This window comes from Ancylobacter sp., from assembly GCF_965229075.1.
Classification (GTDB): domain Bacteria; phylum Pseudomonadota; class Alphaproteobacteria; order Rhizobiales; family Xanthobacteraceae; genus Ancylobacter.
This window is the reverse complement of sequence record NZ_CBDDIO010000002.1, coordinates 1,365,709-1,379,215: the sequence shown is the minus strand read 5'-3', so window position 1 is coordinate 1,379,215 and position 13,507 is coordinate 1,365,709. Positions and strand designations below refer to the sequence as shown.

Below are 13,507 nucleotides of genomic sequence, written 5' to 3'. Positions count from 1 at the left end.
CTGTGAGATATTGACCTCCCTCCCCGGCGTCTCTAAGAACGCCTCGCGTGAGGTTGATGCTGGCGCCTGCCCGACGACGGATCGATGCCGTCGGCGAAGACGGTCCGGCCACGCTCCCCGGTCGCGGACGAGCAAGGTTTGCCCGGGCGCCGTGGCGCGGACGTCCGCACCCGCGCGCTGACAAGCGGCGGCGATCAGGAGAGAGAGGCGGATTCGATGTCGTCGGAACGGATGACGCACCTCAGGCGTCTGGAAGCGGAATCCATCTTCATCATGCGGGAGGTGGCGGCCGAGTTCGCCAACCCCGTGATGCTCTATTCCATCGGCAAGGATTCGGCCGTGATGCTGCATCTCGCGGCCAAGGCGTTCTATCCCTCGCCCCCGCCCTTCCCGCTGATGCATATCGACACGACGTGGAAATTCCGCGAGATGATCGCCTTCCGCGACGCCATGGCCAAGCGCCTCGGCTTCAAGCTGCTGGTCCACACCAACCAGGACGGGCTCGCGCGCGGCATCAACCCGTTCGACCACGGCTCCTCGCTCTATACCCATGTGATGAAGACCGAAGCGCTGAAGGAGGCGCTGACGTTGCACGGCTTCGACGCCGCCTTTGGCGGTGCGCGCCGCGACGAGGAGAAGAGCCGGGCCAAGGAGCGGGTGTTCTCCTTCCGCACCGCCAGCCATGGCTGGGACCCCAAGAGCCAGCGCCCGGAGCTGTGGAACCTCTACAATGCCCGCGTCCGGCCGGGGGAATCGATCCGCGTGTTCCCGCTGTCCAACTGGACCGAACTCGACATCTGGCAGTACATCCTCGCCGAGAACATCCCCATCGTTCCGCTCTATTTCGCCGCCGAACGGCCGGTGGTGGAACGCGGCGGCCAGCTCATCATGGTCGATGACGAGCGCCTGCCGCTGGCGCCGGGCGAGGTGCCGCAGATGAAGCGGGTGCGCTTTCGCACGCTTGGCTGCTACCCGCTCACCGCCGCCATCGAGAGCGATGCCGACACGCTGGAGGCCATTGTCGGCGAGATGCTGCTCGCCCGCACCTCCGAGCGCGCCGGCCGGCTGATCGACCATGACGAGGCCGCCTCGATGGAGAAGAAGAAGCGCGAGGGCTATTTCTGATGAATGAGGCGATCACCTCCCTCGGCGCCGCCGACTATCTCGCCCGCCATGAAGACAAGGGCCTGCTGCGCTTTCTCACCTGCGGCAGCGTGGATGACGGCAAGTCCACCCTGATCGGCCGGCTGCTCTACGACACCAAGCTGCTGTTCGAGGACCAGCTGGAGACGCTCGCCTCGGATTCGCGCAAGCATGGCACCGCCGGCGAGGATCTCGATTTCGCGCTGCTGGTCGACGGGCTGGCGGCCGAGCGCGAACAGGGCATCACCATCGATGTCGCCTATCGCTTCTTCGCCACCGAGAAGCGCAAATTCATCGTCGCCGACACGCCGGGCCACGAGCAGTACACCCGCAACATGGCGACCGGTGCTTCCAATTCCGACGTGGCGGTCATTCTCGTCGATGCGCGCAAGGGCATCCTCACCCAGACGCGGCGGCATTCCTTCATCGTCTCGCTGCTGGGACTGAAGGATGTGGTGCTGGCGGTCAACAAGATCGACCTGATGGACTATTCGCAGGCGGTCTTCGACGAGATCGTCGCGGAATACCGTGCCTTCGCCGCGCAGTTCGGCTTCCGCACGCTGGTGCCGATCCCGATCTCCGCCCGCCATGGTGACAATGTCATCGCCCGCAGCGCCAACACGCCCTGGTATGACGGCCCCTCGCTGCTCGACCATCTCGACACGCTGGAAGTGGAAGACGGCGCCCATACGCGCCCGTTCCGCCTGCCGGTGCAGTGGGTAAACCGGCCGAACCTGAACTTCCGCGGCTTCTCCGGCACCATTGCGTCCGGCACGGTGCGGGTGGGCGAGGCGGTGGTGGTCGCCGGATCGGGCGCGACCTCGCGCGTCGCCGCCATCGTCACCGCCGACGGGGAACTGCCCGAGGCCGGCGCCGGCCAGGCGGTGACGCTGACACTGGAAGACGAGATCGACGCCTCGCGCGGCGACGTGATCGCGGCGGCGGCGGCGCGGCCGGAGGTCTCCGACCAGTTCGCCGCCCATCTGATCTGGATGCATGAGGACGCGCTGCTGCCCGGCCGCCCCTATGTCATGAAGATCGGCACGCGCAACGTCGTCATGTCGGTGACCGAGATCAAGCACCGCATCGACGTGAACAGCTTCCAGAAGCTGGCCGCCAAGACGCTGGTGCTGAACGATGTCGCGGTGGTCAATATCGCCACCCATGAGCCGATCGCGCTCGACCCCTTCGCGGAAATCCCCCAGACCGGCGCCTTCATCGTCATTGACCGCATGACCAACCAGACGGTCGGCGCCGGCATGGTCGATTTCAGCCTGCGGCGGGCGACCAATGTGCACTGGCAGGCGCTGGATGTGTCCAAGGCCAGCCGCTCCGGGCTGAAGCTGCAGAAGCCGGCGGTGCTGTGGTTCACCGGGCTCTCCGGCGCCGGCAAGTCGACCATCGCCAATCTGGTCGAGAAGCGCCTCAACGCGCTCGGCAAGCACACCTATCTGCTCGACGGCGACAATGTCCGCCACGGGCTGAACAAGGATCTCGGCTTCACCGATGCCGACCGGGTGGAGAACATCCGCCGGGTCGCAGAAGTGTCGCGGCTGATGGTGGATGCCGGGCTGATCGTGCTCGTCTCCTTCATCTCGCCCTTCCGCGCCGAGCGGCAGATGGCGCGCGAGCTGCTGGATGCCGGCGAATTCGTCGAAATCTTCGTCGACACGCCGCTGGACGTGGCGGAAGCGCGCGATGTGAAGGGGCTGTACAAGCGGGCGCGGGCCGGACAGATCCGCAACTTCACCGGCATCGACAGCCCCTATGAGCCACCGCTCGCCGCCGAGATCACCATCGAGAGCGGGGCACTGGCCGCCGAGGCTGCCGCCGAGCGCATCTTCGCCTATCTGCTGGACCAGGGTTATCTCAGCTGACCCGGCACGACGCCGTCATCGCCCCGCTGGGGCGGGACGGCAGGGCCGGAAGTGATAGTGCTTAAAGAACTGGTGCGGGCGGTCGGACTCGAACCGACACTCTGTCACCAGAAACGGATTTTGAGTCCGCCGCGTCTACCGATTCCGCCACGCCCGCGCGGAGCGCTGTCTATAACGAAACGACGCGCGCCGCCAAGAGAAAAGCCGGCTGCGGTCAACAGCCGGCTCTCGTGGCCGCGCAGGATCGGCGCGTATCACTGCGCAGGGGCGCAGGTGCCGAAGGAGGTCAGCACCTTGCCGCCGGCGAGCGTGGTCAGGGTCGCCTCGGGCTTGGCGAGCGACAGCTGGATCGCCCAGGCGGCCATATTGTCATTACCGTCGAGAATCAGCGTGTCGCCATCGCCGATGACACTCTGGATCGAGCTGATATGCGGCACCTTGTCGTCCGACACGCTGGCGATGATCTGCTCGCCGAAATGGATGAGGAAATGCGCCGGCAGATCGATCGTGCCCAGCTCCGGCGAGGGATTGCAGCCCGCTGCGGTGCAGACGAACACCTTCTCGAACGTGCAAGCGATCGGCGCCGGCAGCGTTTCCCCTGCCGGGGCCGGCGGCGGTACGGCGGCGGAGGGCCCGGTGGAGGCGCCGGAGGAATCCAGCGCCTGCGTCTCCTGCGCCTGCGCGGCGGCGAGACCGAGGAGCAGGCAGAGCGCGGTAGCGGCCGTCTTCAGCATGGGAGTGCCCTGATGCGTGACCGGAAGGAGCGGAGCGAAGCGTCTCAGTAGACCGGCGTGCGGCACGGCGGGTAGGGCGGCGCGCCGCAATAGCCCGGGCCATAGACCGGACGCGGCGGCGGGGGCGGGTAATAGGCCGGCGGGGGCGGCGGCGGCGGCGCGTAATAATAGGTCTTCGGCTGGTTCACCGCCGCGGTGACGGCCGAGCCGACCAGAGCGCCGGCGACAAGCCCGCCGATCAGCGCGCCGGTCGAATTGCCGGCATGGGCGGGCGGGCTCACCGCCAGCAGCGGCAGGGCGACGGCAAGCGCCAATGTCGCCCGGATGATCCACCCCAGGAATTTGGTGCCGAAGACGTTCATGTCCGACCTCGCGATTCGCTCGCTCGACTATCGCGCGCGGCCCGGCTGGCGGCAAGGCCGCACCGTTGCGCGACGATGAGGGGGCCCTGGCCGCCGTGCCGGCCACGACCGGCGAACCATTCTCCGCTTTCCGCGTTGTCGGGCGTCGGCAGCCCTAGGGCATGAAGAGTGGAGAAGGACATGGACAGACGAGGTTTTTTACTCGGCCTGGCCGGCGTGCTCGGTGCAGGTAGCGCCGCGGGCGCGCTGTTGACATCGTCGGCCGAGGCGGCGGTGCTGAACCAGTTGCGGGACATCGCCCCTGCGGGAGAAGAGGGCCTGGAGGCGGTCGCGCACGCGCCTGACGGCACGCCGATCGAATCGACTCAATGGGGCCCGCCCGGCCCGCCGCCTCCCGGCTGGCGCCGCCGCCGTCGCCGCCGCCGGGTGTGCGCGGTGCGCCGCGACCGCTGGGGCCGCCCGGTGCGCCGCTGCTGGTATGTCTACCGCTAGCGTTTGACCGCAGCTGATGATCGAGGCCGCGAGGGGGCACTCCCGTCGCGGCCTTTGTGGTCAGACGATCTCGATCTCCGTACGCGGCCCGAGCCGGGCGAGCAGGCGGCGCAGATCGCTCGGGCGAAAGGCGACACAGCCCGCCGTCGGTTCGAAGGCACCGCGCGCGATATGGAGAAACACCGCCGAGCCGCGATGGGCGCGGCGGGGCCGGCTGTTATGGTCCAGCACGACCACGAGATCATACAGCCCATCCGCCCGCCACATCTCCTCATGCGAGGTGGGAAAAGGCCGCTTGACCGGTCGGTTGTAGCGACCATGGCGCGGCGCGTCGCACCAGCCATCGTCGGGCTTGATGCGAAACACCGGCAGGCGGGTGACCGGGCGGGGGCCATGATCGGCGCGGTAGCGCACTTCGCGCGCGTGCCAGATGCCCTTCGGCGTCGCGCCGTCGCCCTCGCGCTTGTCGGCGCGGATTCCCGACCGGCCCAGCGCGACGGGAACCGGCCGGCCCTCGACAAGCAGCCAGCCGCGCTGGCGCCCGTTGGGTGGACCGCCGGGTCGCGCGGCGACGCGCAGGCGGGAAAGGCTGTGGGATTTTCCGTGTGATTCTGTGCGAAGGGTCTTCTTCACGCCATTTCCGTTCACGATCACGTCACGAACCGGCAGCACCTTCGTCCCACGAGTCCTCGACGCTTGCCGAATGCGCTTCGCCTGCCTACTCGGGGCATACGGCATTTCACTCCAACCTCGCGTGAGAGTGGACGCACGAGGCACCTGGGACAAGGGCTTCAACGAGCGGCCTCTCTCGGGAACGCGATTATTCGGGAAAGCGATATGGCGAACGCTCTGCGAGTTTTGGTGGTCGACGACGACAAGGATCTGCGTGAGGCGCTGGTCGAACAACTCTCACTCTATGACGAATTCGAGGTGGTTTCCGTCGACAGCGCCACGGCCGCGATCAGCGAAGTCGAATCGACGCGGGTGGATCTGGTGCTGATGGATGTCGGCCTGCCGGACAAGGACGGGCGCGAGGCGGTGCGGGTGATGCGCCAGAACGGCTTCAAGGCGCCGGTCATCATGCTGACCGGCCATGATACCGACAGCGACACCATCATGGGCCTGGAAGCCGGCGCCAATGACTATGTCGCCAAGCCGTTCCGATTCGCCGTGCTGCTCGCCCGCATCCGCGCGCAGATGCGCTCGCATGAGGCGAGCGAGGACGCGGTCTTCACCATCGGGCCGTACACGTTCCGCCCCGGCGCCAAGATGCTGGTGACCGAGCGCAACTCGAAGATCCGTCTCACCGAGAAGGAAACAGCCATTCTGCGCTATCTCTACCGGGCTGGAAAAAAGCCGGTGGCGCGCGAAATACTTCTGCAGGAAGTGTGGGGCTATAATTCAGGCGTGACGACCCATACGCTTGAGACGCATATATATCGCCTGCGCCAGAAGATCGAAAAAGACCCCTCCCACCCCAGCCTGCTTGCCACCGAGGCTGGCGGGTACAAATTGCTGCCCTGACTGGCCGATTGATTCGTCCGGCCTTGGAGTTTCGCCCGCCGAATGTCCATCGAGGACGACATCGCCTTTCTGGAACGTGTGCCGACGCTCGCATTGATGGGGCGGGAGGCGTTGCGCGTCATCGCCATCAGCGTGGATCATTTCACGCTGGCGCGCGGGCAGACGCTGTTTCACGAGGGTGAGCCGGCCGATTGCGCCTATGTGGTGCAGCAGGGCAGCCTGCGGGTGGCGCCGGAAGACCCGCAGCTGGCGATGCGCCCGGGCCAGAGCATCCGCGCCGGCGAAGGCGCGCTGATCGGCGAGATGGCGCTGCTCACCGAAACCCGCCGCCCCGCCACTGCCACCGCGCTGGAACCGGCGGAGGTGCTGCGCATTCCCCGCAACATGTTCCTGCGCACGCTGGAAAGCTATCCCGACGCCGCGCGGGAACTCACCCGCCGGCTGAGCGAGCGCGTTTCTGCCACCCTGGCCGATCTCGAACGCGTGCGCGAGCGGCTGGAGGCGATCGAGGACGTGCGGCGGCCATGATTCCGGTCGCCCCCCGGGTCTGGCTCGACGAGGACGAGATCGAGGAAACCTTCATCCGCGCCTCCGGCCCGGGCGGGCAGAACGTCAACAAAGTGTCGAGCGCCGTGCAGCTGCGCTTCGACGTGCGCGGCTCCAAGACCTTGGCGGACCACGTGAAAGAGCGGCTGGAGCGGCTCGCCGGGCGGCGCCTGACCAAGGAGGGCGTGCTGGTTCTCGTGGCGCAGCGCTACCGCACGCAGGAACAGAATCGCGCCGATGCGCTGGCGCGGCTGGTGGAGCTGGTGCGCGAGGCGGCCGTGGTGCCGATCACCCGCCGGCCGACCCGCCCGACCCTCGGCTCGAAGATCCGCCGGCTGGAAGGCAAGGCGAAGCGCTCCGGTATCAAGTCGCTGCGCCGCGACCGGCCTTCGGGCGGCAACGAGGATTGAGAGGCTAACCCCTAGAAATCCGTCGCGATTCCCTTCACTTCCCAATCGCCGTAGCGCACGGGCTCCGGCCCGTCGCGGCCGTCGATTTCCCTTGGCCCGACCACCGGCGCGGCGGCGGCGCGGCGGGCTTCGGCCTCGGCCAGCGCCCGCTCGGCGGCAGGGGTGAGCGGGCGGCGCGGGGCGGGCGCCGCGCTCTCGGTGGCCTGACCAGTGAGTGCGGTGAGGTGGAGTGTGGGACCGATCGGTGCGGTGGGATCGCTCTGGCTCATGCGCCATTGGAACCACTCGCCGCGAGCCGGCGTCAAGACGGTGTCACTCACGAGCGCGCGACGCGCCGGCGCACTCGCCAATCTTGCGCGCGGGGCGGGCCGCTCCCATTTCCCCAGCGACATGCCGCAACCTGCGGCGCATGAGGGAACGATGAATTATTTCCGTACGGCCATCCTGCTCGCGGGCATGACCGCGCTGTTCATGGGCGTCGGCTTCATGATCGGCGGTCAGGGCGGCATGATGATCGCGCTGCTGGTCGCCGCCGGCATGAATGTGTTCAGCTACTGGAATTCCGACCGCATGGTGCTGTCCATGTACGGCGCCCGCGAGGTCGACCGGGCCAGCGCGCCGGAATTCTACGGCATGGTGGAGGAGCTGGCGGCACGGGCGCAGCTGCCCATGCCGCGCGTCTACCTCATGGACAATCCCCAGCCCAACGCCTTCGCCACCGGCCGCAACCCGCAAAACGCGGCGGTGGCCGCTACGACGGGCCTGCTCCATTCGCTCTCGCGCGAGGAGGTGGCCGGGGTGATGGCGCATGAGCTGGCGCATGTGAAGAATTACGACACGCTGACCATGACCATCACCGCCACGCTGGCCGGCGCCATTTCCATGCTGGCGAATTTCGCCATGTTCTTCGGCGGCAACCGCAACAACAATAACGGCTTCGGCATACTCGGCACCATCGCCATGGTGATCCTCGCTCCGCTCGCCGCCATGGTGGTGCAGATGGCGGTGTCGCGTTCGCGCGAATATGAGGCGGACAAGCTCGGCGCGCAGATTTGCGGCCAGCCGATGTGGCTCGCCTCGGCGCTGGCGAAGATTTCCAATGCCGCGCATGCGGTGCCGAACATGCCGGCCGAACACAACCCGGCCACCGCGCATATGTTCATCATCAACCCGCTATCGGGCGAGCGGATGGACAATTTGTTCTCCACCCACCCCGCCACGGAGAACCGCATCGCCGCGCTGCAGGCGCTGGCGCAGCAGATGGGGTCGGGCGGTTATGGCTATGACAACGCCGCCGCTTCGGCCCCGCAGGGCGGACCGTGGGCGGGCCGTGGGGCTTCGCGACCGGCCACCCGCCCGACCGGCAATCCCTGGGGCCGGCGCGGCGGCGACGACCGGCGCGGCCCTTGGGGCTGAGACTGCGGGCGCATTCTGCCGTCGCGGGGTGCCGGGCGGGCATCGCCCCCTCCCCGTTTCCCGGCCCCGCGCGTTGATCGCGCGCGCATCCCGCTCGCATTGCCGCCGTGACGCTTGAAAAAGCCGCGCTTCGCCGCTATCAGAGCCGCGCGTGCCGCTTTAGCTCAGTTGGTAGAGCATCGCATTCGTAATGCGGAGGTCGTCAGTTCGAGTCTGACAAGCGGCACCATTCCTCCGCCCCGGCTTTGAGAGCCCGGCGGCACCCCCTTCCCCATTTCAGTCATTCGCTCCGCGCTCCCGCGTACCCTCATCCCCGGGCGTGACCCGGGGACCCAGCGTTTTCGCTGGTGCGCGGGAAAAGTCTGGGTGGCCGGGTCAAGCCCGGCCATGAGGGGGCGTTAGGTTGTCAGGATGAGCCGGGAGCGCTTCCCCGTCGCTCGATACGGATCCTCCCCCGGCCAGAAGGACCGGGAGCGCCCTGCGCACCACCCGCGCCCTCATCCCCGGGCTTGACCCGAGGACCCAGCGTTTCCGCATGTGCGCGGGAAAGGCTGGGTGGCCGGGTCAAGCCCGGCCATGAGGGCTCCAGACCAGCCGCGGGCTGCACACCACCCCGCTGGTAAAGTGCCAAAGAGCTTGGAGCTGGGTGCCGGATCGCCTTCCGCTGCCGCTGCAGGCGTCAGCAAAACGGGGCGCGCTTCGACACCCCCACGCGCTCATGGCAGTCGGCGTCCTTCGCCCTCTCCCCATGGGGGAGAGGGTTGGGGTGAGGGGCGCTTGCCTTCCGCCCCAGCGTCCCCTCGCCGACCCGCTTCGCGGGCCACCTCTCCCCGACGGGGAGAGGCACGTCGCGGGGCAGCGCGGAGGACGGACTGCGCCTCGCCGGATATCGGCTGCGCCCCAGATGTTCCTCGCTGCCGATGGTGAGTGCCACGCCTGATTTTCGGAGCTCACGGGGTGACGACCGCGACGCCTACAATCATCCAATCTTATCGGATGATTTGTGCGATATAATGCGCTGGATCGAACGATCATCTCCTGCGACGAAGGTGATGCCGCAAGGGGAGACGCATCATGGTCGCGCATGTCGAAATGGCCGAGGGCACCCGCACCGCCAAGGTCCATGCCGGGACGATCCAGGCCAAGGCCCGCACCGCCAAGGCCCTCGCCTCAAAATCCCCCGCCGCGAAGATTGCACCCGCCGCGCTGCTGCCCGGCTTGGTGCTGACGGCTGGCATTGCCGGCCTCGGCTTTGCGCTGCGCCAGCTGCCCATGGTCGGGGTGCTGAGCCCGATGATCCTCGCCATCATGATCGGCATCGGCTTTCACAACCTCATCGGCACGCCGGCGCGGGCGAAGCCGGGCGTCACCTTCGCCATGCGGCGCATCCTGCGCGCGGCCATCGTGCTGCTGGGGCTGCAGCTCACCGCCGCGCAGGTGGCGGAAGTGGGCGCCACCGGCCTCGCGGTGATCGCCCTCACCCTCGTTTCCACCTTCCTGTTCACCACATGGCTCGGCCGGCTGATGGGGGTGGAGCGCGGCCTCGCCCAGCTGATCGCCGCCGGCACTTCCATCTGCGGCGCCTCGGCGGTGATCGCCACCAACACGGTGACGCGCGCTCCTGACGAGGATGTCGCCTATGCGGTGGCCTGCGTCACCGTGTTCGGCTCGGTGGCGATGTTCCTCTATCCTCTGCTCCCCGTGGTGCTCGGCCTTTCCCCGCACGCCTATGGGCTGTGGGCCGGCGCCTCGATCCACGAAATCGCCCAGGTAGTGGCCGCCGCCTATCAGGGCGGGCCGGCGGCGGGCGAGTTCGGCACCATTGCCAAGCTGTCGCGGGTGATGCTGCTGGCGCCGATGGTGATCGCCCTCGGGCTGATGGCGGCGCGCCAGGCCCGGGGCCGCGGCGAGGATGCCGGCCGCGCCCGCCCGCCCATGCCATGGTTCGTTCTCGGGTTTCTGGCCATGGTGGCGCTCAACAGCGTGGTGACGATGCCGGCCGAGATGAAGGCGGCGCTGGTGCTGGCCACCACCTTCATGCTCTCCATGGCGCTGGCGGCGATGGGGCTGGAGACCGACATCGCCAAGCTGCGCGCCAAGGGCGTGCGCCCCTTCCTGCTCGGCCTCGCCGCCTTCGTCTTCATCGCCCTGTTCAGCCTCGCTCTGGTAAAGATGACCGCCTGAGCGAGGCCGAGGATGGTGGATGACCCTGGAACAGCTGCGCATCTTCGTCGCCGTGGCGGAGCGTGAGCACATCACGCAGGCCGCGCGGGACATCCACCTTACCCCTTCCGCCACCAGCGCGGCGATCGCGGCACTGGAGGCGCGCCACGCCACCAAGCTGTTCGATCGGGTGGGGCGCGGCATCGTGCTCACCGAAGCCGGGCGGCTGTTCCTGCCCGAGGCCCGCGCCGTGCTGGCCCGCGCCAGTGCCGCCGAGAAGGTGCTGGCCGACCTCGCCGGGCTGGTGCAGGGCACGCTGGCACTGGCGGGCAGCCAGACCGTGGCCAATTACTGGCTGCCACCGCTGATCGAGGCCTATCGCCGCCGCTATCCCGGCGTTTCCGTCAGCCTTGCCATCGGCAACACCGATTTCGTCGCCGCCCTGGTGCAGGAAGGGGCCGCCGATCTCGGCTTCATCGAGGGCGGCATCGAGACCCCGGTGCTGGCCACCGCCGCCGTGGCGCAGGACGAAATGGTGCTGGTGGCGCCGGTGACGCACCCCTGGCACTGGCGCCCGCCGCGCGCCCCGGCCGAGCTCATCGACGGCCCCTGGGTGCTGCGCGAGCCGGGATCGGGCACCCGCGCCATGCTGGAAGCCTATCTCGACGCGGCGGGGATCGCGCCCGCCAGCCTGCGGGTCGTGCTCGACTATCCCTCCAACGAGGCGGTGCGGGCGGCGGTGGAGGCCGGCAGCGGGGTGACGGTGATCTCGCGCCGGGTGGTGGACGGCGCCATCCGCGCCGGCACCATGGCGCTGATCGACTATCCCCTGCCCGCCCGCCCCTTTCTCTCGCTGCGCCACCGCGAGCGCTACACCACCAAGGCGGCGCAGGCCTTTCTCGCGCTGGCCGGGGAGGACCGGGCCGCCGTCACGCAGGGCTGAGGCGTGGGCCGAGCCATCGCGCGGTGGAAACTCGGCCTTCCCCGCGTTTCGGCGTGGCGCCGGACCCCAGAGGCCGCCACACTGGCGCGGACAGCGGGTGGGACAGAGGGGCGGCGCAGGGTGGAGCGCGAAACGACGGCCGCGGGCCGGCACCAGCGGCGCATCGGCGTGGTCGACATGCTGCGCGGCCTCGCGGCCAGCGCCGTGGTGCTGCAGCATGTGGCGGAATCCTCCGGCCGGGCGGAGCTGTGGCCTCTGCTGGAAGCCGCGCCCGGCGTGTTCGGCGTGGTGCTGTTCTTCCTCATCAGCGGCTTCGTCATTCCGCTCTCGCTGCGCGGCGCGCCGCGCTGGCAGGATTTCGCGCTGCGGCGGCTGCTGCGCATCTACCCGCTCACCTTGTTCGCCTTCGCCCTGCTGGCCGGGCTGATGGCGCTCGGCGCCATCCCGGCGCTGCCCGGAATCTCCGATTCCGCCTATGTCTGGCTGATCAACCTGCTGCTGCTGCAGGATTTCGTCGGCGTGCCCGGCCTGCTCGGCGTCACCTGGACGCTGCCCATCGAATTCGCCTGGTACGGGCTGTTCGGGCTGTGCGTCTTCACGCTCGGTCGGCGCGGGCTAGGGCTGCTGGCGCTGGCCTTTCCGCTCGGGCTCGCCGCGCTGATCGTGTTCTCGCTGCTGTCAGGGGTGCGGCTGCCCTTCGGGCGGATCGGCATGCTGTACGCGGCCGTGGTCGGCATGCAGGTCTATCGCCATGCCGAAGGCGAGATTTCCCGCGGGCAGGTGGTGGGCTCGGCGGCCGCCTTCGTGCTGCTGATGCTGATCGCGAACGGCGTGGCGTTCGGCTATTTCACCCACCCGTCGATCAGGCTGCACCACGCGCTGGTGCCGTGGCTGCTGGCCTCGCTGCTGTTCTTCGCCGCCCTGTCCGGGGTGGCGACGCCGCAGGGGTGGCCGGCGCGGGCGCTGCTGTTTCTCGGCCGGATCAGCTTCTCGCTCTATCTGCTGCACCCGATCGTCATGGTGCTGGTAGCCCCCTATGCCGAGGGCTACGGCTTCATCATCGCCGTCTGCGGGCTCACGGTGCCGCTCGCCTGGCTGAGTTTCACCTATGTGGAGACGCCCGGCATCGCGCTGGGGCGGGCGCTGGTGCGCCCTCGCCCTGCGCCTGCGGCCAGCTTCTAGCGGTGGCCGAAAATGGCGCTGCCGACCCGCACATGGGTGGCGCCGAGCGTGATGGCGGTCTCGTAATCGCCGCTCATGCCCATGGAGAGGGTCGTGAGCCCATGGCGCGCGGCGATCTTCGCCAGCAGGGCGAAATGCGGCGCCGCCGGCTCGTCGGCCGGGGGAATGCACATCAGCCCCTCGATCGCCAGCCCATGCACGTCGCGGCATTCGGCGAGGAAGGCGTCGACCTCGTGCGGGGCGACGCCGGCCTTTTGCGGCTCCTCGCCAGTATTGACCTGCACCAGCAGGCGCGGCGCCGACGGGGCGCCTTCGCGCTTCAGTTCCTTGGCGAGGGCGGCGGCGAGCGAGGGCCGGTCGAGCGTCTGGATCACGTCGAAGAGGCTGAGCGCCTCGCGCACCTTGTTGGTTTGCAGCGGGCCGATGAGATGGAGTTCGAGATCGGGATGGGCCGCGCGCAGCGCCGGCCATTTCCCCGCCGTCTCCTGCACCCGGTTCTCGCCGAAGCGCCGCTGGCCGGCGGCGATGACGGGGGCGATGTCTTCCGGCCCGAAGGTCTTCGACACCGCGATCAGCTGCACCGCGGCGGGATCGCGCCCGGCGTCCTCGCAGGCCTGGGCGATGCGGGCGCGCACCTCGTCCAGCCGGGCGGTGATCGCGTTCGCGGCAGCGGTCTCGTCGCGGATGGGGTCCATGGCGCTCTCCTGCTTCGGGC

15 protein-coding genes and 2 tRNA genes are annotated in these 13,507 nt (G+C 68.6%); 11 read left to right on the top strand and 6 right to left on the bottom strand.

Annotation, left to right across the window (positions count from 1 at the left end):
• Positions 1-231 precede the first annotated feature (231 nt).
• Both cysD and cysN read left to right on the top strand, forming a co-directional pair.
• On the top strand, positions 232-1,125 hold the full coding sequence (gene cysD / locus ACO07Z_RS12555) for a sulfate adenylyltransferase subunit CysD (RefSeq protein WP_421699022.1): 894 nt from the start codon (positions 232-234) through the stop codon (positions 1,123-1,125).
• Complete coding sequence (cysN, locus tag ACO07Z_RS12550; protein ID WP_421699021.1) at positions 1,125-3,020, top strand: sulfate adenylyltransferase subunit CysN; 1,896 nt, start codon at positions 1,125-1,127, stop codon at positions 3,018-3,020. Before cysD ends, cysN begins: the two co-directional genes overlap by 1 nt.
• A gap of 70 nt (positions 3,021-3,090) precedes the next feature.
• Here the strand turns inward: cysN and ACO07Z_RS12545 are convergent.
• The 3 genes from ACO07Z_RS12545 to ACO07Z_RS12535 form a co-directional block, all read right to left on the bottom strand.
• Positions 3,091-3,177 (bottom strand) — tRNA-Leu (locus tag ACO07Z_RS12545).
• 97 nt (positions 3,178-3,274) lie between these two features.
• Positions 3,275-3,754: a hypothetical protein gene (locus ACO07Z_RS12540; protein WP_421699020.1), complete on the bottom strand. Its 480-nt coding sequence runs from the start codon at positions 3,752-3,754 to the stop codon at positions 3,275-3,277.
• A 44-nt stretch (positions 3,755-3,798) separates the two neighbouring features.
• On the bottom strand, positions 3,799-4,116 hold the full coding sequence (locus tag ACO07Z_RS12535; protein ID WP_421699019.1) for a hypothetical protein: 318 nt from the start codon (positions 4,114-4,116) through the stop codon (positions 3,799-3,801).
• A 180-nt stretch (positions 4,117-4,296) separates the two neighbouring features.
• Here ACO07Z_RS12535 and ACO07Z_RS12530 point away from each other — a divergent pair, with 180 nt between their 5' ends.
• A complete protein-coding gene (locus ACO07Z_RS12530) occupies positions 4,297-4,608 on the top strand; it encodes a hypothetical protein (RefSeq protein ID WP_421699018.1) in 312 nt (103 codons plus the stop codon).
• A 60-nt stretch (positions 4,609-4,668) separates the two neighbouring features.
• Here ACO07Z_RS12530 and ACO07Z_RS12525 read toward each other — a convergent pair whose 3' ends face one another.
• Positions 4,669-5,241, bottom strand: coding sequence for a L,D-transpeptidase family protein (locus ACO07Z_RS12525; RefSeq protein WP_421699017.1), 573 nt, complete (start codon positions 5,239-5,241; stop codon positions 4,669-4,671).
• Between the two features lie 204 nt (positions 5,242-5,445).
• On the opposite strand from ACO07Z_RS12525, the gene ACO07Z_RS12520 reads away from it, so the two are divergent.
• From ACO07Z_RS12520 to arfB, 3 genes are read left to right on the top strand one after another with little or no spacing between them, the layout of a single operon-like run.
• A complete protein-coding gene (locus ACO07Z_RS12520; RefSeq protein WP_018388480.1) occupies positions 5,446-6,132 on the top strand; it encodes a response regulator transcription factor in 687 nt (228 codons plus the stop codon).
• Positions 6,133-6,174: 42 nt separating this feature from the next.
• Positions 6,175-6,660: a Crp/Fnr family transcriptional regulator gene (locus ACO07Z_RS12515; protein ID WP_421699016.1), complete on the top strand. Its 486-nt coding sequence runs from the start codon at positions 6,175-6,177 to the stop codon at positions 6,658-6,660.
• The gene (arfB, locus tag ACO07Z_RS12510) at positions 6,657-7,088 is read left to right on the top strand and encodes an alternative ribosome rescue aminoacyl-tRNA hydrolase ArfB (protein WP_421699015.1); all 432 of its coding nucleotides are present in this window, start codon (positions 6,657-6,659) and stop codon (positions 7,086-7,088) included. The genes ACO07Z_RS12515 and arfB overlap by 4 nt, the downstream gene beginning before the upstream one ends.
• Positions 7,089-7,099: 11 nt before the next feature.
• On the opposite strand, the gene ACO07Z_RS12505 is transcribed toward arfB, so the two are convergent.
• A complete protein-coding gene (locus ACO07Z_RS12505; RefSeq protein ID WP_421700804.1) occupies positions 7,100-7,330 on the bottom strand; it encodes a DUF1674 domain-containing protein in 231 nt (76 codons plus the stop codon).
• Between the two features lie 178 nt (positions 7,331-7,508).
• Here ACO07Z_RS12505 and htpX point away from each other — a divergent pair, with 178 nt between their 5' ends.
• The 5 genes from htpX to ACO07Z_RS12480 all read left to right on the top strand — a co-directional run bounded on the left by htpX (position 7,509) and on the right by ACO07Z_RS12480 (position 12,792).
• Complete coding sequence (gene htpX / locus ACO07Z_RS12500; protein WP_421699014.1) at positions 7,509-8,504, top strand: zinc metalloprotease HtpX; 996 nt, start codon at positions 7,509-7,511, stop codon at positions 8,502-8,504.
• Positions 8,505-8,657: 153 nt separating this feature from the next.
• Positions 8,658-8,733, top strand: a tRNA-Thr gene (locus ACO07Z_RS12495).
• Positions 8,734-9,713: 980 nt separating this feature from the next.
• Entirely contained in the window at positions 9,714-10,688 is a 975-nt protein-coding gene (locus ACO07Z_RS12490; RefSeq protein ID WP_421700803.1) for a YeiH family protein, read from the top strand.
• A 19-nt stretch (positions 10,689-10,707) separates the two neighbouring features.
• Entirely contained in the window at positions 10,708-11,610 is a 903-nt protein-coding gene (locus tag ACO07Z_RS12485) for a LysR family transcriptional regulator (RefSeq protein ID WP_421699013.1), read from the top strand.
• A 120-nt stretch (positions 11,611-11,730) separates the two neighbouring features.
• Positions 11,731-12,792, top strand: coding sequence for an acyltransferase family protein (locus ACO07Z_RS12480; RefSeq protein ID WP_421699012.1), 1,062 nt, complete (start codon positions 11,731-11,733; stop codon positions 12,790-12,792).
• On the opposite strand, the gene ACO07Z_RS12475 is transcribed toward ACO07Z_RS12480, so the two are convergent.
• The gene (locus ACO07Z_RS12475; protein ID WP_421699011.1) at positions 12,789-13,487 is read right to left on the bottom strand and encodes a YggS family pyridoxal phosphate-dependent enzyme; all 699 of its coding nucleotides are present in this window, start codon (positions 13,485-13,487) and stop codon (positions 12,789-12,791) included. The genes ACO07Z_RS12480 and ACO07Z_RS12475 overlap by 4 nt on opposite strands.
• Between the last annotated feature and the right edge of the window lie 20 nt (positions 13,488-13,507).